The sequence below is a fragment of the Streptomyces sp. WM6372 genome, from assembly GCF_001279655.1.
Taxonomy (GTDB): Bacteria; Actinomycetota; Actinomycetes; order Streptomycetales; family Streptomycetaceae; genus Streptomyces.
The window spans coordinates 21,095-43,257 of the sequence record NZ_LGDB01000227.1; the positions used below are offsets into that span (position 1 = coordinate 21,095).

22 protein-coding genes are annotated in these 22,163 nt (G+C 73.9%); 18 read left to right on the top strand and 4 right to left on the bottom strand.

Annotated elements, in window-relative coordinates; translation table 11 throughout:
• Positions 1 to 40 precede the first annotated feature (40 nt).
• The 12 genes from ADK52_RS32990 (at position 41) to ADK52_RS33045 (ending at position 14,546) form a co-directional block, all read left to right on the top strand.
• On the top strand, positions 41 to 427 hold the full coding sequence (locus ADK52_RS32990) for a VOC family protein (protein ID WP_053693537.1): 387 nt from the start codon (positions 41 to 43) through the stop codon (positions 425 to 427).
• A gap of 76 nt (positions 428 to 503) precedes the next feature.
• Positions 504 to 1,232, top strand: coding sequence for a class I SAM-dependent methyltransferase (locus ADK52_RS32995; protein WP_053693538.1), 729 nt, complete (start codon positions 504 to 506; stop codon positions 1,230 to 1,232).
• A gap of 202 nt (positions 1,233 to 1,434) precedes the next feature.
• A complete protein-coding gene (mdlC, locus tag ADK52_RS33000) occupies positions 1,435 to 3,042 on the top strand; it encodes a benzoylformate decarboxylase (RefSeq protein WP_053693539.1) in 1,608 nt (535 codons plus the stop codon).
• Positions 3,043 to 3,100: 58 nt separating this feature from the next.
• Positions 3,101 to 4,507 carry an FAD-binding oxidoreductase gene (locus ADK52_RS33005; protein WP_053693540.1) on the top strand — a complete coding sequence of 469 codons (1,407 nt, stop codon included), beginning with the start codon at positions 3,101 to 3,103 and terminating at the stop codon, positions 4,505 to 4,507.
• Positions 4,504 to 5,931: a cytochrome P450 gene (locus ADK52_RS44655; RefSeq protein WP_053693541.1), complete on the top strand. Its 1,428-nt coding sequence runs from the start codon at positions 4,504 to 4,506 to the stop codon at positions 5,929 to 5,931. Before ADK52_RS33005 ends, ADK52_RS44655 begins: the two co-directional genes overlap by 4 nt.
• 138 nt (positions 5,932 to 6,069) lie before the next feature.
• Positions 6,070 to 7,425, top strand: coding sequence for a lipase family protein (locus tag ADK52_RS33015; RefSeq protein WP_053693542.1), 1,356 nt, complete (start codon positions 6,070 to 6,072; stop codon positions 7,423 to 7,425).
• Between the two features lie 74 nt (positions 7,426 to 7,499).
• On the top strand, positions 7,500 to 9,410 hold the full coding sequence (locus ADK52_RS33020) for a peroxidase family protein (protein WP_078988780.1): 1,911 nt from the start codon (positions 7,500 to 7,502) through the stop codon (positions 9,408 to 9,410).
• Entirely contained in the window at positions 9,407 to 9,664 is a 258-nt protein-coding gene (locus ADK52_RS33025) for a hypothetical protein (RefSeq protein WP_053693543.1), read from the top strand. The genes ADK52_RS33020 and ADK52_RS33025 overlap by 4 nt, the downstream gene beginning before the upstream one ends.
• Positions 9,665 to 9,801: 137 nt before the next feature.
• Positions 9,802 to 10,812, top strand: a complete 1,011-nt coding sequence (locus tag ADK52_RS33030; protein WP_420714979.1) for a cation diffusion facilitator family transporter — start codon at positions 9,802 to 9,804, stop codon at positions 10,810 to 10,812.
• A 238-nt stretch (positions 10,813 to 11,050) separates the two neighbouring features.
• Positions 11,051 to 11,410: an SAV_915 family protein gene (locus ADK52_RS33035; protein WP_053693544.1), complete on the top strand. Its 360-nt coding sequence runs from the start codon at positions 11,051 to 11,053 to the stop codon at positions 11,408 to 11,410.
• Positions 11,411 to 11,423: 13 nt separating this feature from the next.
• Entirely contained in the window at positions 11,424 to 12,761 is a 1,338-nt protein-coding gene (gene lysA / locus ADK52_RS33040) for a diaminopimelate decarboxylase (protein ID WP_053693545.1), read from the top strand.
• A gap of 141 nt (positions 12,762 to 12,902) precedes the next feature.
• The gene (locus tag ADK52_RS33045) at positions 12,903 to 14,546 is read left to right on the top strand and encodes an FAD-dependent monooxygenase (protein WP_053693546.1); all 1,644 of its coding nucleotides are present in this window, start codon (positions 12,903 to 12,905) and stop codon (positions 14,544 to 14,546) included.
• Here the strand turns inward: ADK52_RS33045 and ADK52_RS33050 are convergent.
• Complete coding sequence (locus tag ADK52_RS33050) at positions 14,471 to 15,262, bottom strand: DUF4386 domain-containing protein (protein ID WP_053693547.1); 792 nt, start codon at positions 15,260 to 15,262, stop codon at positions 14,471 to 14,473. The genes ADK52_RS33045 and ADK52_RS33050 overlap by 76 nt on opposite strands.
• Positions 15,263 to 15,370: 108 nt before the next feature.
• On the opposite strand from ADK52_RS33050, the gene ADK52_RS33055 reads away from it, so the two are divergent.
• Both ADK52_RS33055 and ADK52_RS33060 read left to right on the top strand, forming a co-directional pair.
• Positions 15,371 to 16,087: a TetR/AcrR family transcriptional regulator C-terminal domain-containing protein gene (locus ADK52_RS33055; RefSeq protein WP_053693548.1), complete on the top strand. Its 717-nt coding sequence runs from the start codon at positions 15,371 to 15,373 to the stop codon at positions 16,085 to 16,087.
• A gap of 9 nt (positions 16,088 to 16,096) precedes the next feature.
• Positions 16,097 to 16,717: an L-threonylcarbamoyladenylate synthase gene (locus tag ADK52_RS33060; protein ID WP_053693549.1), complete on the top strand. Its 621-nt coding sequence runs from the start codon at positions 16,097 to 16,099 to the stop codon at positions 16,715 to 16,717.
• A 79-nt stretch (positions 16,718 to 16,796) separates the two neighbouring features.
• Here ADK52_RS33060 and ADK52_RS33065 read toward each other — a convergent pair whose 3' ends face one another.
• Entirely contained in the window at positions 16,797 to 17,219 is a 423-nt protein-coding gene (locus tag ADK52_RS33065; RefSeq protein ID WP_053693628.1) for a ribonuclease domain-containing protein, read from the bottom strand.
• A gap of 186 nt (positions 17,220 to 17,405) precedes the next feature.
• Here ADK52_RS33065 and ADK52_RS33070 point away from each other — a divergent pair, with 186 nt between their 5' ends.
• The 3 genes from ADK52_RS33070 to ADK52_RS33080 all read left to right on the top strand — a co-directional run bounded on the left by ADK52_RS33070 (position 17,406) and on the right by ADK52_RS33080 (position 20,064).
• Positions 17,406 to 18,074, top strand: coding sequence for a maltokinase N-terminal cap-like domain-containing protein (locus ADK52_RS33070; protein WP_053693550.1), 669 nt, complete (start codon positions 17,406 to 17,408; stop codon positions 18,072 to 18,074).
• Positions 18,075 to 18,190: 116 nt separating this feature from the next.
• The gene (locus ADK52_RS33075) at positions 18,191 to 18,418 is read left to right on the top strand and encodes a DUF6296 family protein (RefSeq protein WP_053693551.1); all 228 of its coding nucleotides are present in this window, start codon (positions 18,191 to 18,193) and stop codon (positions 18,416 to 18,418) included.
• Between the two features lie 227 nt (positions 18,419 to 18,645).
• Entirely contained in the window at positions 18,646 to 20,064 is a 1,419-nt protein-coding gene (locus ADK52_RS33080) for a L,D-transpeptidase (protein WP_053693552.1), read from the top strand.
• Positions 20,065 to 20,149: 85 nt separating this feature from the next.
• Here ADK52_RS33080 and ADK52_RS33085 read toward each other — a convergent pair whose 3' ends face one another.
• Both ADK52_RS33085 and ADK52_RS33090 read right to left on the bottom strand, forming a co-directional pair.
• Positions 20,150 to 20,812 carry a DUF4360 domain-containing protein gene (locus tag ADK52_RS33085; RefSeq protein ID WP_053693629.1) on the bottom strand — a complete coding sequence of 221 codons (663 nt, stop codon included), beginning with the start codon at positions 20,810 to 20,812 and terminating at the stop codon, positions 20,150 to 20,152.
• Positions 20,813 to 20,872: 60 nt separating this feature from the next.
• Positions 20,873 to 21,520, bottom strand: coding sequence for a DUF4360 domain-containing protein (locus tag ADK52_RS33090; RefSeq protein WP_182508475.1), 648 nt, complete (start codon positions 21,518 to 21,520; stop codon positions 20,873 to 20,875).
• Between the two features lie 209 nt (positions 21,521 to 21,729).
• Here ADK52_RS33090 and ADK52_RS33095 point away from each other — a divergent pair, with 209 nt between their 5' ends.
• Positions 21,730 to 22,137, top strand: coding sequence for a hypothetical protein (locus tag ADK52_RS33095; RefSeq protein ID WP_053693553.1), 408 nt, complete (start codon positions 21,730 to 21,732; stop codon positions 22,135 to 22,137).
• Positions 22,138 to 22,163 lie beyond the last annotated feature (26 nt).

Sequence of the window (22,163 nt, forward strand, 5' to 3'; positions counted from 1 at the left end):
CCGCCGCGTGAGGCGCCGGGGCGGGGGTAGGTTCGCCGGCATGGTGCACGTACTCGGCAGCCGCATCCTGCTCACCCCCACGGACCCGGAGCGCTCGCGCGCCTTCTACGGCGACACGCTGGGGCTGGCCGTCCACCGGGAGTTCGGCACCGGGCCGGAACGCGGGACGGTCTACTTCCTGGGCGGCGGCTTCCTGGAGGTCTCGGGGCGCGCCGAGGACCCGCCCGCGCCCGGGCTCCGGCTGTGGCTCCAAGTCGCCGACGCGCAGGCGGCGTACGAGGAGCTGCTGGCGCGGGGCGCCGAGGTGCTGCGGCCGCCCCGGCGGGAGCCCTGGGGGCTGATCGAGATGTGGATCGCCGACCCGGACGGCGTCCGCATCGCCGTGGTGGAGGTCCCGGCCGACCACCCGCTCCGCTTCCGCCCCTGAGCCCCGGACGCCGGCGGCCCCGGCCCCGCCCCCGGCCCCCGGCCCCGCCCGCCCCCGCGCGATACGCTGGCCCCGTATGAACGACCTCGGCCGGCAGATCGCCTACTGGGACACCGCAGGCGCCGCAAAAACGTTCACCCACCCCCTGGACCTCACCTGGCTGGCGGGCGTGAGCCGCAGCGCCCGGGTCCTCGACTACGGGTGCGGTTACGGGCGCACCATGGCCGAACTGAGCGGCCACGGCTTCCGCGACGTGTGCGGCGTGGACCTGTCTCCCGCCCTCATCGCCCGCGGCCGCCGATCCCGCCCGGACCTGCGCTTCGCCGTGCTGGAGGACCCCCCGGGGCTGCCGTACCCGCCGGCGAGCTTCGACCTCGTCCTGCTGTTCGCGGTGCTGACCTGCGTCCCGGACGACACGGCGCAGCGCGAACTGGTCGCCGAGCTGGTCCGGGTCCTGGCCCCGGGCGGCCTGCTGTACGTCAGCGACATGCCCCTCCAGGACGACGCGCACAGCAGGGAGCGCTACACCGCCGCCCGCGCCGCCGAGCCGGGCAGGCCGTACGGGGTGTTCACCACCGGCGACGGCGCCGTGGTCCGCCACCACGAACCGGCCCGACTGCGCGCGCTGCTGCGCGATGCGGACCCGAACCCCGGTCCCGGCTCCGGTCCCGGCCCCGACGCCGGGTCCGACTCCGGTCCCGGCGTCGGCCCCGGCCTCGACCTCGTGCACGAGCGCCCGGTCGACGTCACCACGATGAACGGGAACCCGGCCCGAGCGCTCCAGCTCCTCGCCCGCAAGCGCTGAACCCCGTCCACCCATCGGGGGGACATCGGGCGCGCCCCCTGGACACGGCGTCAACCCCGCCCGGCCCAGTGGCCAGTAGGGAGGCGGGCACGCAGCAGGCGCATAGCAGAGATGAATATGCCGTGGAGGGCTTTTGTAAAGATCAACTCAGTGTGCTGGATTGATCACCGACAGTGCCCCCTGCTGCGCGGAAGGACACCGAATGCGCACGGTTCGCGAATCAGTCCTGGACGTTCTACGAGCACGTGGTATCACCACGGTCTTCGGCAACCCCGGCTCGACCGAACTGCCGATGCTCAAGCGGTTCCCCGAGGACTTCCGGTACGTACTCGGTCTGCAGGAGGCCGTCGTCGTCGGCATGGCCGACGGTTTCGCCCTCGCCTCCAGAAGCACCTCCCTCGTCAACCTGCACACCGGGCCCGGCACCGGAAACGCGATGGGCGCCATCCTGAACGCGCGCGCGAACCGCACCCCGATGGTCGTCACCGCGGGCCAGCAGGTGCGCGCCATGCTCACCATGGAAGCCCTGCTCTCCAACCCGCAGGCCACGCTGCTCCCCCAGCCCGCCGTCAAGTGGGCCTACGAGCCCCCGCGCCCCGCCGACGTCCCGGCCGCGCTGGCCCGTGCCGTGCAGATCGCCGAAACCCCGCCCCACGGGCCGGTGTTCCTCTCCCTCCCCATGGACGACTTCGACGCGGAGCTCACCGAGGCGGAAGACCTGGCCGGCCGGGCCGCCGCCGCCCGCCGGATCACGCACGCCGCCGCGCCCGACGCCGCCACGGTCACGGCGCTCGCCGACCGGATCTCCCGCGCCCGCTCCGCCGTCCTCGTCGTCGGCGACGACGTCGACGCCTCCGGCGCCTGGGACGCCGTCCTCGCGCTCGCCGAGCACACCGGACTGCCCGTCTGGGCGGCGCCCGTCGCCGCCCGCGTCTCCTTCCCCCGCAGCCACCCCCAGTTCCGCGGGGATCTGGCCCCGGCGATCGGGCCGCTCGGCCGGCAGCTCGCGGGACACGACCTGGTCGTCGTGATCGGCGCCCCCGTGTTCCGCTACTACCCCTACGTCCCCGGCTCCCACCTGCCCGAGGGGACCGAGCTCGTGCTCCTCACCCGGGATGCCGAGGAGGCCGCCCGGGCACCCCTCGGAGACGCGGTCGTCGCGGACCTGGCACTGACCGTACGGGCCCTCGCGGAGCGGCTCCCGGCCGCCGGTGCGGGCGCGCCCGCACCGCACGAGCAGGTGCGGTTCCCCGAGTCGGCCGACGGGGTCCTCACCCCGCTCGCCGCGCTGACGGCCATCGCGCAGGGCGCCCCGGAGAACACCCTCTGGGTCAACGAATCACCCTCCAACGTCCCGCAGTTCCACGAGGCCACCCGGATCTCCGCCCCGGACTCCTACCTGTTCTCCGCGGGCGGCGGACTCGGCTTCGGGGCCGCCGCGGCCGTCGGCGCGCAGCTCGGCGCGCCCGACCGGCCCGTGGTCTGCGTCATCGGCGACGGCTCCATCCACTACGCCGTGCAGGCCCTGTGGACCGCGGCCGCGTACAAGGTCCCCGTCACCTTCGTCGTCCTCAGCAACGCCAAGTACGCGATCCTCCACTGGTTCGCGCAGCTCGAACACGCCCAGGGCGCCCCCGGCCTCGACATCCCCGGTCTCGACATCACGGCCGTCGCCGACGGATACGGGGTGCGCACCCACCGGGCCCAGGGCGCGGGTGAACTCACCAAGCTCGTACGGGACGCGGCGGCCCAGCAGGACGGGCCGGTGCTCATCGACGTTCCCGTGACCACCGAGCTCCCCTCCCTCTGAGGCCCGGCCCCTCCGCAGCCCGGACGCCAGCCTCCCCCACCACCGTCAGAAGGCCCTCATGTCCCCCGAAACCCCTCTCCTGTCCCGCCTGCGCACCCTCCTCACCGACCACGCCGACGTGCTGCACACCGACCCGGAGACCCTCGCGGCGCACGCGCGCGACGCCGCGCCGTTCTCCGCCGCCGGCACCCCGGCCGTCGTCGCCTTCCCGCGCACCGCCGAGCAGGTCCGGCACATCATGCGCACCACGTACGAGCTCGGTGTGCCCGTCGTCCCGCAGGGTGCCCGCACCGGCCTCGCGGGCGCCGCGAACGCGATCGACGGCTGCGTCGTCCTGAGCACCGCGCGGATGGACCGCATCCTGGAGATCGACCCCGCCAACCGGCTCGTGCGCTGCGAGCCCGGCGTGGTCACCAAGCGCCTGAACGACGCCGTCGCCGAGCACGGCCTCTCCTACCCGCCCGACCCCGCCTCCTGGGAGCACTGCACCATCGGCGGGAACATCGCCACCGGCGCCGGCGGGATCTGCTGCGTCAAGTACGGGGTCACCGCCGACTACGTGCGCGGCCTGGACCTGGTCCTCGCCGACGGCCGCCGGATGCGGACCGGCCGGGACACGGCGAAGGGGGTGGCCGGGTACGACCTGACCCGCCTGCTCGTCGGCTCCGAGGGCACCCTGGCCGTCATCGTCGGCGCCACGCTCGGGCTGTGCCCCGTACGGCCGCCCGCGCTGGCCATGCTCGCCCAGTTCCCGACGCTGACGGCGGCCGGGGACGCCGTCGCCGCGATCACCGCGGCCGGCCACGTGCCGTCCGCCCTGGAACTCCTCGACCGGGCGACGTCCCAGGCCGTCGCCGACCACGGGCACCCGATGCTGACCCCGGGCGCCGCGGCCACGCTGATCATCGAGAGCGACACCGCCGAGCCCGCCCGCGACCTCGCGTCGATGGCCCTCCTGTGCAAGGAGGCCGGATCCCGGAACGTGGTGACCGCCACCGGCTCCGAGGAGTCCCGGCAGGTCATCGAGGCACGGCGGCTGGTCACCCCGGCCCTGGGCGCGTTCGCCGCGACCCTCGGCGGCCGGCCGACCGCCTTCATCGAGGACGTGGCCGTACCGCGCTCCGAACTGGCCAAGTTCATGGGCACGATCGAGGAGATCGCCGTACGCAACCGGCTGCGGATCTTCACCCTCGGCCACGCGGGAGACGGCAACCTGCACCCGACCGTCGTCTTCGACGAATCGGACGCGGACGAGTTCCGCCGCGCCCAGACCGCGTACGACGACATCATGGCCGCGGGCCTGGCCCTCGGCGGCACCAGCACCGGCGAGCACGGCATCGGCACGCTCAAGCGCGAGTGGCTGACCCGCGAGCTCGATCCGGTCAGCCTGGAGCTCCAGCGCGGGCTCAAGCGCCTCTTCGACCCGAAGAACCTGCTCAACCCCGGCAAGGTCGTGGAGGCATGACCGACGCCGTGGCCCGCTCCGAGGCCGCTGACGAGAACACCACCGCTGCCGCCGGGATCCCGGGCCAAGCCGCGGGCACCGGCTCGGCCTCCCTCCCCGTACCTCGGCCCGCCCGGGCCGGGCGGGCCGAGACCGTCCGCTTCGCCGCCACCCACACCCTGCCCGCCTTCGTCCGCGGGGCCTTCCACCTGCGGCCCCGGGTGGTGGCGGCGCAGGCGGCCCTCGGCCAGCAGGGCTGGTCGGCTGCGACGCTGCGCGCCATGCGCGCCCGGCACGGCGGGGCGCCCGTGGAGGTGCGCGGCCTGTCCGGGCCGCTGCTGGTCCTGCTGGACCACGCCGACGTCCGGCGGTTCTACGAACTGCCGGTGCGCACCCTCGCCATGGACGCGCCCGACAAGTACAAGGGGCTGTCGCTCCTCGAACCCACGGGCGTCATCTGCTCCCACGGCGACACCCGCGAGGAGCGCCGGCGCGTCAACGACGAGGTGCTCGCGGCCGACCGGCCGGTACACCCCTCGTGCGAGGAGTTCCGGGCGGTGATCGCACAGGAGGCCCCCGCCCTGCTCCAGGGCTCCGAGCTGGACTTCCCGCTGCTGCGGCGTACGGTGGCCCGGATCGGGCGCCGGATGGTCTTGGGCGATGCGGCGGCGGGGGACGAGGAGCTCGCGCGGTGGCTCCTCGTGATCCGCGAGGAGGCCAACTGGATGCGGATGCGCAAGGGCCGGGCCGCGGCCGCCGAGGCGCTGTACCGCAAGGCCGCCGCCCGCGTCGAGGAGTACGCCGCCCGGGCCGAGCCGTACACCCTGGCCGCCCTCGCCCGCAGTCATCCGGCCGCCACGGGACCGGAGGCCGCCGCGCTGGACGCGGTGGGCCAGGCCCACCACTGGCTGCTCGCCCTCGACACCGTCGGCCCGACGGTGGCCCGCACCCTGCTGCTGCTCGCCGCGCATCCGGCCGAGCAGGAGGCCCTGCGGGCGGAGGTCGACGGCGGGGGCGCGGAACTGCCCCGGCTGCGGGCGTGCGTGGAGGAGACCCTGCGGCTGTTCCCGATCGTGCCGGACCTCGTACGGGTCACCCGGGCCGAGACCGAGTGGCGCGGGGTCCACTATCCGGCGGGTACGGCGGTGCTCGTGCCCGCCCTGTTCCACCAGCGGGATCCCGAACACGTCCCGGCCGCCCACCAGTTCGTGCCCGCCCGGTGGCTGCGGCCCGGGGCGGCGCAGGACATCCGGATGGCACCGTTCAGCCACGGCGGCGGGCGCTGCCCGGGTGAGCACCTGGGCGTGCTGACGGCGGTCCTGCTGGTCGCGGCGGTGCTCCGGGGCCACCGGGTCACCGGCGGCAGGCCCGCGGTGGACCCCTGCCGCCCGCTGCCCGGCATCCTCGCCTCGGCCGGCATCCGGCTCACCCTCGCCATGCGCTGAGCCCGTCCGGCGGCGCGGGGCCGGCCGCCCGCCGGGCCCCGCGCCGCACGTCGCCGGCCGCACCCACGACCAGGGCCGGCCCGTCACCCGCACCCGCACCCGCACCCGCACCCGCACCATGCCCCGGAGGGCACCTGCATGACCGATGCCACGACCGCCGTCACCGGGCACGAACCGGAGACCGGCTCCCTGCACCACCTGTGCCGCGTGCTCGCGGAGGCCGCCGAAGGAGTGGGAGAGGCCTCCCGGTACGCCTCCGAACTGGCCCTCGGCACCCGGCTGCCGCGCGCCGCCCGCGACGGCGCCGCCTGGCGCACCCTGCTGCGGACGATCACCGACCCCCAGGGCCTGGGCTGGGCCCCGCGCGGCCGCGGCCTGGCCCGGATCGGCTGGCTCGCCGGGGTGTTCACCAGCCGGGAGAGCCTTGCCGTCAGCCTGGCCGTAACGGGCCTCAAGGCCCGCATCCGGGCCGCCGCCGTGACCCACCCCGAACTGCTCGGCGACCCGGACACCGCGCGCGTGCTGCGGGCCGTCCAGGAGGACCGGCAGCGCGAGGCGGTCCGCGTCTTCCGCTCGCTGCTCGGCACCAAGGGTGCCGAGCGCACCTTCGCCCTGCTGGCCCCCGCCTTCGCCGACATCCTCGCGTGGAACGCCCTCACCGACGAGAACCCGCTCAACGACGGGGCCGGCTGGGAGATCGCCACCGGCCGCACCCTGGCCGGCGCGGAGCCGGTCCTGGGCATCAGCGCCCGGGTCTGGGCCTTCCTCGACCGCGGACCGGGCCGAGCCGAGCCCCTCGTCCCCTCCCCCGCGCTCGCCGAACGCCTCGACACCACCGGCACGATCGCCGGGTACGTCCGCAACATCGGCGCCGTGGGCACCGACGGAACGCTGCTGGTCCAGCAGGTCGTGGGGCCCGACGGCGTCCAGCGGTACGTGGTCCAGCTCGCCGGCATGTCCGGTGTCAGCGACAAGAGCCCCCAGGACCTGCTGGGCGCCGTACACGCCGTCGCCCGGCCCGCCACCCCGTACTCCAGGGCCGTCGCCAAGGCGCTGCGCCGGCTGGTCCCCTCGGGCTGCGAACTGGCCCTGGTGGGCCACAGCCTGGGCGGGATCACCGCCATGAACCTGGCCGCCGACCGGGACTTCTGCGGGATCCACCACGTCACGCACGTCGTCGCGATCGGCTCCCCCATCGACGGCAAGCGCCCGGCCGATCCGCGGACCCGGGTGTACTCGCTGGTCAACGAGCACGACGTGGTGCCGAGCCTGGAGGGCCGCTCCTCGGTCTCCGCGTACGCGCTGCCCGAGCAGTTCACCGAGTTCACCTGGACCGACGACACGCACTCCTTCCCGCTGTGCCACGCCGCGGAGCGGTACGCGCACAACCTGGAGCACACGGTCCCCGAGGCGAGCGCCCGCGTGGACGCCGACCTCGCGCCCTTCCGGGGCCGCGTGACCGCCGCCCGCTTCTTCCGGCTCTACGACCGCTGACCGCGCACCGCCGCTCTCCCACCACCGCTCTCCCCCCCCCGCCTCCCCTCTTCCGCCGACCGCTGAGGAACGCCATGACCGACACCACCTCCACCGAGCCGAGCGCGGCCCCGAGCCGTGCGACCCCGGCCGCCGCGGGCGTTCCCGCGCAGGCCGCCCACCCCGGCCAGGCGCCCTCGTACGGCCCGCCCGGGCTCCTCGAACGCCTCGGCTCGGCCGCCTTCGCCCGCGTCAACCGCACCCGCGAGTGGCACGAACTGCCGCTCCCCCTCGGGCTGCTGAACCTCCGGGTGCTCCGCGACGACCTGCGCCGCAAGAACCTGTACGACACGTACGGCGCGGGCGGGGAGGGCCGCCGGCGTCCGACCGCCGCGCTCGCGCCCTTCCGCTCCTACGACGGCTCGGGCTACGACCCGTACGACGAGGACATGGGCCGGGTCGGCACCCGGCTCGACCGCAACGCCCCGCTGCACCTGGCCTTCCCGGACTCCGAAGAGGAGCTGATGTCGCCGAACCCGCGCGAGATCAGCAGGCAGCTGCTGGCCCGCAAGGGCTTCGTGCCCGCGCCCACCCTCAACCTGCTGGCCGCCGCCTGGATCCAGTTCGAGAACCACGGCTGGGCCAACCACGGCGACAACGAGGAGGCCGAGCCGTTCACGGTCCCGCTCGCCGGGGACGACGACTGGGCCGAGCACGGCGGCAGCTGCCCGATGCGCGTGAACCGCACCCGCCCCGACCCGGTCGCGCACACCGCGGCCGACGCGCCGCCCACGTACGAGAACACCGTCACCCACTGGTGGGACGGCTCGCAGATCTACGGCTCCGACGAGGCCCGCTGCCGGGCGCTGCGCACGGGCGAGCACGGTCGGCTGATCGTGGAGGACGGCCGGCTGCCCGCCGATCCGCGGCCCGGGAGGTCCTGCCTGGACTGGACCGGCATGAACAGCGACTACTGGGCGGGCCTGTCGCTGCTGCACACGCTGTTCGCCAAGGAGCACAACGCGATCTGCGACTACCTGCGCGCCCACTACCCGACCTGGGACGACGAGCGGCTCTTCCACACCGCGCGGCTGGTCAACACCGCGCTCATGGCGAAGATCCACACGGTGGAGTGGACTCCGGGCATCCTCGACACCCCGGTGCTGCGCCGCGCGATGGACGCCAACTGGTACGGGGTGCTGCCGCGCTGGGTCAGCCGGACGTACGGGCGCGTGGGCAAGGGCGAGATGCTCAGCGGGATCCTCGGTTCCCCGACCGACCACCACGCGGCGCCGTTCTCGATGACGGAGGAGTTCGTCTCCGCGTACCGGCTGCACCCGCTGATCCCGGACGAGCTGGCCGTACGGGACCACCGCGCGGGCGGCGTCCGCACCACCATCGGGTTCGACGAGATGCAGGGCGCGACCACCCGGAAGGCGGTCGACGCGTACGGCATGAGCGACCTGTTCTACAGCTTCGGCACGGCCCACCCCGGGGCCCTCGTCCTGCACAACCACCCGGACGCGCTGCGCAATCTGGCCCGGCTCACCGGCGAGCACACCGACCTGGGCACGGTCGACGTCCTGCGCGACCGCGAGCGCGGGATCCCCCGCTACAACGCGTACCGGCAGATGCTGCGCAAGCGGCCGGTCACCTCCTTCGAGGAGCTGACAGGCGGCCATCCGGGTGACACCCCGCTGCTGAAGGAGCTGTACGAGGGACGCCTCGACCGGGTGGACACGCTGGTCGGCAATCTCGCCGAGCCGCGGCCGGCCGGATTCGGCTTCAGCGACTCCCTGTTCCGGATCTTCATCCTGATGGCGAGCAGGCGGCTGAAGAGCGACCGCTTCTTCACCACCGACTACCGGCCCGAGGTGTACACGGCGGAGGGCCTGGAGTGGGTGGACCGGGGCGGCATGGTCTCCGTGCTCCTGCGCCACCACCCCGAACTGGCCCCGGCCCTCGACGGCGTGACCAACGCCTTCGCCCCCTGGAGGACCCTGTGACGGCCGTTCCGGCGCCGCGCACGGAGCGGGAGGCGCGGCGCTGCGAGCCCGCGGAGGGACTGCGGGCCCACTCCGCGGCGCTGCTGCGGCACGCGGAACGGCTGCGGGCGGGGGCCGTGGCGCTGGACTGGAAGGGTCCGCAGGCCGAGGCCTTCCGCTGGCGGATCGAGACGCTGGCCGACCGCTGCGCGACGGCGGCGGCCGGCCTGGCCCGGTCCGCGGAGCAGTTGGACGCGGCCCTGCGCTCCCGCTGACGGCCGGGGACACAATGGGCGGGTGGGCGGACGGTCGGGCCCACCCGTTCCCTGTCGTCCTCGTCGAAAGCGAGCACGCCGTGAGCCACCACCACGAGCACCACGACGGGTCCTTCCGGGCGCGGCTGCGGCACCGGCTGCGGCACCGGCTCGGCCATCTGGCGCACGCGTTCGCCCCGCACGGGCACGAACCGGCGGCCAAGGTCGATCCGGTGATGGAGACCTCCCGGCAGGGCATGCGCACGCTGTGGCTGTCCCTGGGCGTCCTGGGCCTGACCACGGCCGTCCAGGCCGGTGTCGTCGCCCTGTCCGGGTCGGTGGCCCTGCTCGGCGACACCGTCCACAACGCCGCCGACGCGCTGACCGCCGTTCCCCTCGGCATCGCGTTCGTGCTCGGGCGGCGCGCGGCGAACCGCCGCTACACGTACGGCTACGGCCGGGCCGAGGACCTGGCCGGGATCGTCGTCGTGCTGACCATCGCGGCCTCCTGCGCCCTCACCGCGTTCCAGGCCGTGGACCGGCTCCTGCACCCCCGCGAGATCGGCCAGCTCTGGGCGGTCGCGGGCGCCGCGGTGGTCGGCTTCCTCGGCAACGAGTGGGTGGCCCGGCAGCGGATCCGCACCGGCCGCCGGATCGGCTCCGCGGCGCTCGTCGCCGACGGCCTGCACGCCCGTACGGACGGGTTCACCTCGCTCGCCGTCCTGCTCGGCGCGGGCGGCGCCGCGATCGGCTGGAAGAGCGCGGATCCGATCGTCGGCCTGCTCATCACCGCGGCCATCCTCATGGTGGTGCGCGACGCCGCGCGCGAGGTCTGCCGGCGGCTGATGGATTCGGTCGATCCGGCCCTGGTCGACACCGCGCACGGCGCGCTGCTCGGCGTGCCCGGCGTCCGGGGCACCGGGCAGGTCCGCATGCGGTGGATCGGGCACGCGCTGCGGGCCGAGGCCGACATCGTCGTCGACCCGCACCTCACGGTGGTGCAGGCGCACGCCCTGGCCGTCGAGGCCGAACACGCCCTGATCCACGCCGTCCCCCGGCTGACCGCGGCCACCGTGCACATCGACCACACCGCGGACCGCGAGGACCCGCACGCCGCCCTGGCCCACCACGGGGCCGAGCGGGCTGACACCGGGCCGCCGGCACGCTGACGGCGGACTGACGGCGGGCTGACACCGGGCTGACGGCGGAAACCCTGACAGTGCCTTGATGCCGGGGCCGGGAGGGCGTCAGCGGCGTATATGGAGTGGGCCGTTTCCCGTCAAGGTGGCGTCAGGGACCCGCGCGGGGGGACCGCGGGCGGGGATAGCTTCGGAGTCGCGCCCCGGACTGCCTCCCCGCACTCGGGGCGCCACCAGTCGCCTCTTGCGGTTCCTCAGGGAGGGCCCCATGTGTCTGTTCCGGTACGAAGACGATCCCGAGCCCGAGGAACGGGTCCCGGCCGGGCTCCTGTACGTGCCCGTCCGGCCGGGAAGGGGAGCGGAGGCGGTGATCCGCCTGTTCCGCACTCCGCTGGGCGCCCGTACGGCCGTCGGCTTCACCCGCGCGGATCTGCTGGCCGCCACCCTCGGTGAGGGCCAGCGCCACATCCGGCTGTCGGAGTCCCTGCTGCGGGAGCTGTGCGCACCGCTCGGCGCGGACCTGATCACCGTCGACCCGACGCTGTCGGCTCCGGCGGCCGCTCCGGCGGCTCCGGCCGCCACCGCCGCGCCGCTGCGGCCGGGCCGGTTCCCGGCCCAGGCCGTCTGAGGGGAGGAGTCCCATGACCACCGTCACCCTGTCCGAGACCGCCGCGGGCTCCGCGGACGAGCTGTCCGTCTGGCCGGCCTCGACGACCCGGCTGCCGCAGGGGGGCCTCGCCGTCGGCGGGGTCCCGCTGACCGAGATCGCCGACCGCTTCGACACCCCGGCGTACGTACTGGACGAGGGCGAGGTGCGGACCCGCTGCCGTACCTACCGCGACGCCTTCCCCGACGCCGAAGTGCTCTACGCCGCCAAGGCCTTCCTCTCCCGCGCCATGGTCCACTGGGTCGCCGAGGAGGGCCTCGGGCTCGACGTCTGCTCGGCCGGCGAACTCGAACTCGCCGTCACCGCCGGATTCCCGCCGGACCGCATCCTCCTGCACGGGAACGCCAAATCACCGCGCGACATCGAGACCGCGCTGCGGCTCGGCGTCGGCCGGATCGTCATCGACAGCCCGTCCGAGATCGCCCGCCTCGCCGCCGCCGTCGGCCCCGGCGGACACCAGAAGGTCCTGGTCCGCGTCGTCCCCGGCATCTCGGCCGGCGGCCACGAGAAGATCCGCACCGGCACCGACGGCCAGAAGTTCGGCCTGTCCCTCACCGACGGCTCGGCGCAGCACGCCGTCACCCGCATCCTGGGCCAGCCGCAGCTCGAACTCGTGGGCCTGCACTGCCACATCGGCTCCCAGATCACCGACGTGAAGCCGTACCTGACGGCGGTGCGCCGCGTGGTCGGCCTGATGGCCCGCATCCGCGACGCCCACGGCGTCACGCTCCCCGAGCTCGACATGGGCGGCGGCCACGGCATCGCGTACTGCCCGGGCGAACCCGCGCTCGACCTCACGGCGCTGGCCGGCCGGCTGCGCGCCGAGCTCGTCGAGAGCTGCGCGGCGGCCGGGCTGCCCGTGCCCCGGCTCGCCATCGAGCCGGGCCGGGCGATCGCCGGTCCGGCGGGGGTGGCCCTGTACCGGGTCCTCGCGGTGAAACGCACCGGGGACCGGGTGTTCGTGGCCGTGGACGGCGGTATGAGCGACAACCCCCGGCCCGCGTTGTACGGGGTCCGGTACGCACCCCGCCTGATCGGCCGCCACTCCGCCGCCGCGCCCTGTACGGCCACGGTGGTGGGCCGGCACTGCGAGGCGGGCGACGTCCTGGCCGCCGACGTCGAACTCCCCGGCGACGTCCACCCGGGAGACCTCCTGGCCGTGCCGGTGGCGGGTGCCTACCAGCTGTCCATGGCCTCCGGCTACAACATGGTCGGCCGTCCCCCGGTCGTCGCCGTCGACCACGGCACGGCCCGGCTCCTCGTCCGCCGCGAAACCCTGGACGACTTCCGCCGCCGCGACATCGGCGACTGAGGTCCGGCGGGGTACCGGTCGGGCCGCCGGCCGGCCGGTGCCCCGGCGCGTGCGGTCCCGGACCGGTCCGATCGCCGGGTGCGGGGGTCCGGGTCACCATGGAGGAGATCCGTATCCACGGGACTCGCCCCGGAGGCGCCGATGGTGCACACCGATGGAGCGGCCGCGGACGTCCTGGTGGCGGGGGCCGGCCCGGTCGGGCTGACGGCGGCCGCCGAGCTGCGGCGGCGCGGGATCTCCTGCCGGATCGTCGACCGGCTCCCGGCGCGGCTGCCGTACGCCAAGGCGGTGGGGATCCAGCCGCGGACCCTGGAGATCTGGGACCGGATGGGCTTCGTCCGGGCCGCGCTGGAGGCCGCCGTCCCGATGCGCGGGCAGCTCACGTACGTGAACGGCGTGGAGCAGCCCCGGCTGGACCTGGTGCTGCCGCCCGAGGTCCCGTACCGCTTCGCCGCGCTGCCGCAGTACGAGACCGAGCGGATCATCGAGGAGTTCCTGGAGGGTTTCGGGACGCGCATCGAGCGGGGCTGCGAGCTGGTGTCGTTCGTCCAGGACGCCGACGGGGTGACCTGCCGGCTCACCACCCCCGCCGGGGAGGAGGAGGTCCGCACCCGGTACCTGGTGGGGTGCGACGGCGCGCACAGCGCCGTCCGCAAGGGGCTCGGTCTGGCCTTCGAGGGCGGCGCGTTCCCCGAGGAGTACATGCTCGCCGACGTGGAGCTCGACTGGGACCTGCCGTACGCGTACGGGGTGCGGGCCATGCACCACGATGCCCGGGGCGCCGTCGACGATCTGCTGGTGTGCATTCCGTTGCCGGGCACCGGCCGCTACCGGGTGTCGATGATGGTGCCGCCGGAGCTCTCCGCCGCTCCCCCGCAAGGCGGTGACGCGGTGGCGCACGGGCTGGAGGGCGGCCGGGCCCCCGAACTCGGCCACGTCCAGGCCGTCCTGGACCGGCTGTCCCCGCAGCCCACCACGGTGTCGGCCATGCGCTGGTCGTCCGTGTTCCGGATCAGCCACCGGCTGGTGGACCGGTACGGGCAGGGGCGGGTCTTCGTGGCCGGGGACGCGGCGCACATCCATCCGCCGACGGGGGCGCAGGGCATGAACACAGGCATCCAGGACGCCTGGAACCTGGCCTGGAAGCTGGCGCTGGCCGTGCGGGGCGCCGGCGCCCCGGGGCTGCTCGCGAGTTACGACGCCGAGCGCCGGCCGGTGGGCGAGGAGGTCGTCGGCCGTACCGTGCGGCAGGCAGCCGAGGGAGTCCAGGCCGATCCGGAGGACGCGGACACGCTGATGATGCGCCAGGCCCAACTGCTCGTCGGCTACCGGGGCAGCCCCCTCGTACAGCCGGCGGGCCCGCAGGACGACGGCGGGCCCGGGCCGCGGCCCGGCGACCGGGCACCGGACTGTGGCGGGCTCTCCGGGCAGATCGCCGCGTATCCGCTGCGGCTGTACGACCTGCTGCGCGGCCGCGACCACATGCTGCTGCTGTACGGGCCGGGCCCGGCGCTGGACGGCCTCGCCGAGCTGGCCTCGGCGGTACGGGGTCCCGCGAGGGGCCGGGTCGGGGTGTGCGCGGTCCTCGCCGACGCCGGGGCCGAAGCGGACCGGGGGGCGCCGGTGCCCGTGTACCGGGACGGCCGGGGCGAGTTCGCCCGGATGTACGGGGTGCGGGAGCCGGCGGCGTTCGTGATCCGGCCGGACGGCTACCTCGGGGCCAGGCTGTGCCCGCCGACCGTCTCGGGGCTGGCCGCCCACTTCTCCGCGGTGTTCGGGAGCTGAGCGGGCGCGGCGGGACCCCCGGCCCCGGTCTCCGTCCCCGTGCCCCCGGCCCCGGTGAACCCCTTGGCGAGGAGCCGGACGGCCAGGCCCACCTCCCAGGCGAACACCGGGAGTGCGGCGAGCGATCCGGCGACCGAGACCTGCTCGTAGACGCCGAACAGCACGGCGGTGGCCGAGGCGCAGATCAGCGCGCCGCCGACGAGCCCCAGCACGGCGAGGGGCCGCGGGACGAGCCGTGAGCGGTACATCAGGCCGGCCAGGACGAGGGTGTTGGCGCCGAGGACGAAGTTGGGCCCGATGAGGAACGTCCAGTCGTGGACCGCCACGAGGGTGTCGGCGGCCGTGAGGAGGGAGGCGCCGCCCTCGCCCGGCGCCGCCGCGGATTCCCGGCGCAGCGTCACCACCGACAGCACGCTGATGGTGCCGACGAGGATGACGGCGGCTTCCAGCAGCCGCCCGCAGACGTAGCCGAGCGCGGCGCCCTCGTTCTGCCGCTTGACGACCGGGTACAGGGCGACCCCGGTGCCGATGACGGCCAGCGCGAGGACGAACTCGGACAGGGCCCCGAGGAACACCCGGGCGTCGGCGCCGGGGCCGAGGACGTAGCCGGCGTCGTGCAGCACGGGGCCGTACAGCGCGAGCCCGCCGATCGCGGCGACCTCGGTGACGAGGAACAACACCCCTGTGACGAGCGCGGTCTTTCTGTTCGAGCCCATGCGGAACCACTCCCTCTTGAGAGGTGTACGGCGTACACCTGGGCCACACGGTAGGTGTACGGCGTACACTCGTCAAGCCGCGTACCGACGACGAAGGAGCCGATCGACATGACCCGCCGGCCGGAGGCCGCGCCCCGGGCGCCGCTGAGCAGGGACCGGGTGCTGCGCGCCGCCGTCGAACTGGCCGACGGCGTCGGGATCGAGGCACTGAGCATGCGCAGGCTCGCCCAGGAACTGGGCGTGGTGCCGATGGCGCTCTACAAGCACGTCGCCAACAAGGAACAGCTCCTGGACGGCATGGTGGAGGCCGTCGTGGGAGAGATCGATCCCCCGGCCCACGGATCCGACTGGCAGGGCGCGGTCCGGCAGCGGATCCTCTCGGCGCGCGCGGCCCTGCTGGGGCACTCCTGGGCGGCCCAGGTGATCCGCTCGCGCAGCGGGCCGACCCCGGCCGTGCTCGCGTACCTGGACTCGGTGATCGGCATGTTCCGCGCCGGGGGCCTCTCGGTCGACCTCACCCATCACGTGATGCACGCGCTGGGCAGCCGCGTCCTGGGGTTCACCCAGGAGGTGTTCGACGCCGCCCCGGACCCGGATCCCGCGGGGCCGGCGGCCATGCCGCCGGAGGCCGCGGCGGCCTACCCCCATGTCGCGGAGCTGGCCGGGGCCGCGGCCCACGACGGGGAATCCGTCCTGGGCGGCGGCTGCGACGACCAGTTCGAGTTCGAGTTCGCGCTGGACCTGCTCCTGGACGGCTTCGAACGCCTCCGCGGCCAGGGCTGGACGTCAGGAGCCCGGCGGGCCGGGGGTGACCCGATCGCGTAGGCTCGGCCAATGGCCAAGTACTTCGACGTGCACCCCGAGAACCCCCAGCAGCGCACCATCGGCAGTGTCGCTGAAAGCATCCGCTCCGGCGCGCTCGTCGCGTACCCGACGGACTCCTGCTACGCGCTGGGCTGCCAGCTCGGCAACCGTGACGGCCTCGCCCGGATCCGGTCCATCCGCAACCTCGACGACCGTCACCACTTCACCCTGGTGTGCCAGGACTTCGCCCAGCTGGGCCAGCTCGTGCAGATCGACAACGACGTGTTCCGCGCGATCAAGGCGTCCACCCCCGGCAGTTACACCTTCATCCTCCCCGCGACGAAGGAAGTGCCGCGCCAGCTGCTGCACCCCAAGAAGAAGACGGTCGGCGTACGCATCCCCGACCACGCGGTGACGCAGGCCCTGCTCGCCGAGCTCGGTGAGCCGCTGCTGTCCAGCACCCTGCTCCTGCCCGACGAGCCGGAGCCGCTGACGCAGGGCTGGGAGATCAAGGAGCGGCTCGACTACCTCGTCGACATCGTGGTCGACTCCGGCGACTGCGGGACCGAGCCGACCACCGTCATCGACTTCTCCGGCGGCGAGGCCGAGATCGTACGGCGCGGGGCGGGCGACACCACGCGGTTCGAGTGACGCGCCCCCGCCCGCCGCGTGACACGGGTCCGACTCACGCGGCGGGCGGGGCGGCGTACGAACGGCCGGACCGGCGGGATCAGCAGCCGAAGTTGACGCGCCGGAACGAGGCGTAGTGGTCGGAGGTGTAGTAGTCCTCCTCCCACTGCTGTCCGGTGATGATCCGGCGTGCCCCGCGGGTCGGCGAGCCCGGGGTGATGACGGTGTACTCGTGGTAGTAGCCGCTGCCGTGGATCGGGAGCAGCCGCTCGCGGTTCTGGAAGACGACGCCGTCCTGGGAGTACGGGAACGGGCCGCCCTGGTCGATGAGGTCGAGGGTGTCGTGCGCCTGCGAAGGCAGCGCCGAGTAGCAGACGCTGCCGACCGATGCCGCGGCGGCCGCCGCGGCGGAGACGGGGGCGGACGCGGGAGCGGGAGCCGCCGAGGCGGCCGGTCCGGTGAGGAGGGCACCGGCGATCGCCGCGGCGCCGACGAGGGTCACGAAGCGTGGGGGGATTCTCATGCGGCCCATGATGACGCGCGTAGAGCAGCGGCCGTCAACGCCAACTGCACTGTGTTTCCTGCCTGTTCACCGGCCGTGGACGGCGCGTGGCACGAACGTCGGCGCCACGTAAGGCGGACGCAACCTGAGGGCCGCGCGGAGCCGGTGGCAGGATGATCGGCAGTCGACCGAGAGAGGTGCCGCACCATGGCCGTCGTCCACCGGACCACGATGACCCCGGGCAAGCTGGAGCTGCTCGCTTCCTGGCTTCCCACGCAGTCCTGGTACCAGGGCCCCGGCCCGGGGAGCGCCCCCCGGCCGGCCAGGGTCGGGGGTTTCCGGCTCGACGACCCGCAGGGGGAGGTCGGGATCGAGTTCATGGCGGTCTCCGACGGTGCGGGAGACCGGCCGGTCACGTACCACGTGCCCCTCACGTACCGCGGAGCACCGCTGGACGGGGCGGAGAACGCCCTCATCGGCACCTCCGAGCACGGGGTGCTGGGCCGGCGCTGGATCTACGACGGGACCCACGACCCCGTCCTGGTCGAGCGGTTGTACGCGCTCGTACGCGGCGAGGCGGAGCCGCAGGCACAGAGCGAGAGCGACACGCCCGACCCGTCCGTCACGGGCTGGTCCGCGGGGACCGGCCGCCCGGGCCCGGTCACGATCCTCGGCGTGTCCGACGGGCCGGAGACGACCGACGTGCTCGTGCGGACCCCGGGCGGGAAGCTGACCCTCGGCGTGCGGCGCGTCCTGCGGGCCGCACCGGCGCGGGACGACAGCGGCGGGCAGCAGCCGCTGGGGCACGTCACCGCGGAGTGGACGCTGCCGGACGGTACGAAGGCGCGCGGCCGGTACGCCGTCGTCCGCGCGTAGGACCGGCGGCGCGCCGGGTCCGGGCCGGGCTGCGGCGCGCGGGCGGCGCGGAACGGCCGCTGCGCGCATCATGGGAGGTGGGGAAGGCCCCTTTCGCCCGGCAGAGGAGGGCGCGGATGAGTGCCCAGCGCTACGAGCTGGTGTTTACCGAGGGCCCGGACACGAGCGAGGACGTCGTCGTGGTGAGCGCCACCGGCCAGGCCGGGCCGGGCGGCCACCCGGTCTACGCGGACGCGTCCGGCATCGTCCGTGCGGAGATCAGCGACCAGGAAGAGGTGCGCATCCTGGCCTCCGGCGGCGGCCAGGACCCCGCCCGTGTGGTCCGGGTCCGGCCGCTGCCCTGAGCGCGCCCCGAACGCACCGTTGCTCCGTCCGAGTTCTCTTGCGTGCCCGTTCGGTCGCACCACCCGAGCGCATGATCATCATTTAGCCGCGCAATCGTTTTGATGCTCCCAACGGGCCGTGGGCGAGCTGGGAAGGCTGCGTGGCGATGTCATCGACGCACCGTGCACAAAAGGAACGACGGGTACGACGGGCCCGGGGGGCGCCGGGAAGCAGGACGTGGAGTGTGGTGGCCGCCGTGACCGGCGCCGCCCTCGTCGTCGCCGCGGCACCGGGCCGGGCGCCCGAGCAGGACGCCGCGGGGCGCCCGGCCGGCGCCCCGGACGCCGCCGTGACCCTGCTCGTGGGCCGGGCCCTGGACCAGGGGGACGGCGGCATCGCCGCGCGGTGCGCTCTGGAGGCGTTCCGGGACGGCCTGTGCACCGGCTGGCGGCAGCAGCGCGTACGGGCCACCTCCCGGGGAGCCGGGTCGGTCCTGCGCGGGCCCGCGTCCCGGGAGGCCGGCGCGATGGATCGTACGGTCGTCCTCCCCACGAACTCCGGCGGCCCGCTGGAGATCGCGCTCGCCGAGGCGGGGCAACTCACCGATGTCACCGTCCACGACGGGCACGGGCGCTACGTGGGCGGCGAACTCGCCCCCAGGAGCCGTCACTGGACCAACACCGAGCCGCTGCGGGCCGGCGAGCTCTACACCGTCCAGGTCGGCGCCCAGGACGCGGCGGGGACTCCGGTCGGCGTCACCATGGCGTTCCGGACCGCGCCGCCCCCGGACGAGGGCCGCCTCACGGTGGAGTTCGGGCCGCGGCCCGGCACCTACGGCGCGGGGCAGATCGTGACGGCCGCCCTGAGCCGGCCGGTTCCCGCCGCCGACCGCACGGCCCGGGCCCGGGTGGAGCGGGCGCTCCAGGTGACCTCGGAGCCGGCCGTCGAGGGCGGCTGGCACTGGGTGGACGATTCGACGCTGCACTACCGGCCGCGGACGTACTGGCCGGCGCACGCCGAGGTGCACGTGACGAGCGGTCTCGACGGGGTGGAGGTGGGAGACCACGACTACGGCGGCCCCTCCGACTCCACGGAGTTCACCATCGGGGACCGGATCGAGGCGGTCACCGACGCCGAAGCGCACGAGATGACCGTACGCCGCAACGGCACGGCGATCCGGACGATCCCGGTCACCACCGGCAAGGCGGGATTCCGGACCCGCAGCGGCATCAAGGTCGTGCTGGGCAAGGAGTACCAGGTCCGGATGCGCGGGGACTCCGTCGGCATCAAGCGCGGCACGAGCGAGTTCTACGACCTGCCGGTCTTCTACGCGACGCGGGTGACGTGGAGCGGCGAGTACGTGCACGCCGCGCCCTGGTCGGTCGCGTCGCAGGGCGAGGAGAACGTGAGCCACGGCTGTACCGGCATGAGCACGACGGAGGCCGCGTGGTTCTTCCAGACCGTACGGGAGGGGGACATCGTGCAGGTGGTGAACAGCGAGGGCGAGCCGATGGCTCCGTTCGAGAACGGCTTCGGCGACTGGAACCTGGACTGGCGGGCCTGGCAGGCCGGCAGCGCGCTCACCTCCTCCGACGCCCCCGTCTCGGCGGCCGTCCTGCCGGCGGTGTCCCACCACACCGCGACCCGGCTGCGCCCCCTGACCTGAGCGACGCGCGAACGCGGCCCCGTGCCGTACCCGGCGGATCCGCCGGGTACGGCACGGGGCGTCGGGCGGACGGCTCCCCGGGGGGCTACTTGGGCGTGGGACAGACCTGCCAGGCCAGGTGGTAGAGCGTGCTCACGCTCGCGTCCGTGGAGTCCATGGCCATAAAGCTGGTGGCGGTCTGCGGATTGGACGTGCCCGCATTCACGCGCAGTTCCGTATTGATGTTGAAGTTTCGTTTCTCTCCGCACGGGGCCCAGACCAGATCCGCGTACTCGGTCTTGTCGCTCGTCTGCCAGTTGTCATTGTGCGGACCGTTGAACTGATGGGTGCGCTGAGTCGTCTGGGGCATTCCCTGGAAGTAGTAGTTGGCCCGCTCCTGACCCCACGCACCCGGCTGGAGGAATGCGAATCCGCGGTAATCCGCCTGGACGATCGCATAGGTGAATCCCGAAGGAACGTGGACGCGGAGATTGAGCTGGCAGTTCTTGCGGAATGCCGTGGGCGGCGCGCCGGGGCCCACCTGCGCCAGGTAGTCACTGTAGGTGACCGTGAAGGCGGTGTTGTCGGGCGCGACGGCCACTTCGGCGGTGCCCTCGCGGCAGCCGGATCCGTTCACGGTGGCGAGTTCGATCACGATCTTGTCGGGCGGAGCGGTGATCTGCGGGGTGTGGCCGGCGGCCCCGGCGGAGGTCGCCGCCGTGGCGATCAGCACGGCCGCCGCGCCACCGGTGAGCAGGGTACGAGACAGGGAATGAGGCATCGTTGTCACTCCTGATCATCGATCGGTGTTTCCTGCGCTCACGCCGCGTCAGGCCGCCGCCGGGCATTCCTTCCACTCGAAGTGGTAGACCGTGCTCACGCTGCCGTCCGTCGAGTCCATGCTCATGAAGCTCAGGGCCTGCGGGTTCGACGTCCCCGCGTAGACCCGCAGTTCGCTGTTGACGTTGAGGTTGCGTTCCTCGCCACAGGGCGCGAAGACCAGGTCCTGGTAGTCGGTCTGGTCGCTCGCCTGCCAGTTGTCGGAGTACGGGCCGCCGAACTGGTGGGTCGTACGGGCCGTCTGCGGCATGCCCTGGAAGTAGTAGTTCGCGCGCTGCTGGCCGTAGGCCCCGCGCTGGAGGTGCGCGAAGCCGCGGTAGTCGGCGCGGGCGATGGCGTACGTGAACCCCTGCGGTACGTGGACCTGGAGGGCGAGCTGGCAGTTCTTGCGGAACTCGGTGCCGCCTGAGCCGGCGCCGGCCTGGGCCAGGTAGTTGCTGTACGTGACGCTGAACGAGGTGTTGTCGGAGGCCGCGGTGACGCCCGCCGTCCCCTGCGGGCATCCCGATCCGTTGACGCCGACCACCTCGACGGTGATTCTGCCGGGCGGCGTGGACGGGGTGTCGGCCTGCGCGGGAACGGCCAGGGCGCATAACGCCGCGACCGCCGCGCCGACGGTGAATCTGCGGAGCAACATCGTGGTTTCTCCATTCATTGGTCCGGCAGAACCGGAACCGGAACCGATGCGAATTTCGGCATGCACATGCCACCACAGCGGGTGCGTGCTGGGAAGGACGCGAAACGGCCAACACCTCCGTTCCGCACCGCCCTGGCCGAATTCGGGCACCGCGGGAGCGGATGCGGGGCGGTGCGTGTGGGGAGGGCACGGATGGGCATGCGCCGGGTATGGCCCTCCAGCACCCGGCGGAACGCGCCGACGAGGGGCGCGCCGCCCGCTTCGAGAAACTGGCCGAGCTCGCCTCCAATTTCACGAGTTCCGCCGTCTTCTCCGTCCTGTGCGTGCTCTTGGTGGCCGGTTTCGTGGCCGTACACCTGGCGGGGCTGTCCACGGAGTGGCAGCACCTCGCGGGCGACGCCATGGCTGCCGTGTCCCTGCTCCTGCTGGCCTTGCTGAAGAACTCCGAGCGCCGCGCCGAACACGCGATCCAGCGCAAACTCGACGCGATCGCCGCGGCGCTGCTGGAGCAGCAGGAGGACGGGGAGGGCCGGGAAGGCCAGGGACGGGGCAAGGACGCGGCGGGCAAGGCCCACGAGGATCTGGAGTCCGCCATCCGGATGGAAGAGCGGCTGTAGGAGGGCTGTAGGAGGCCTGTAGGACA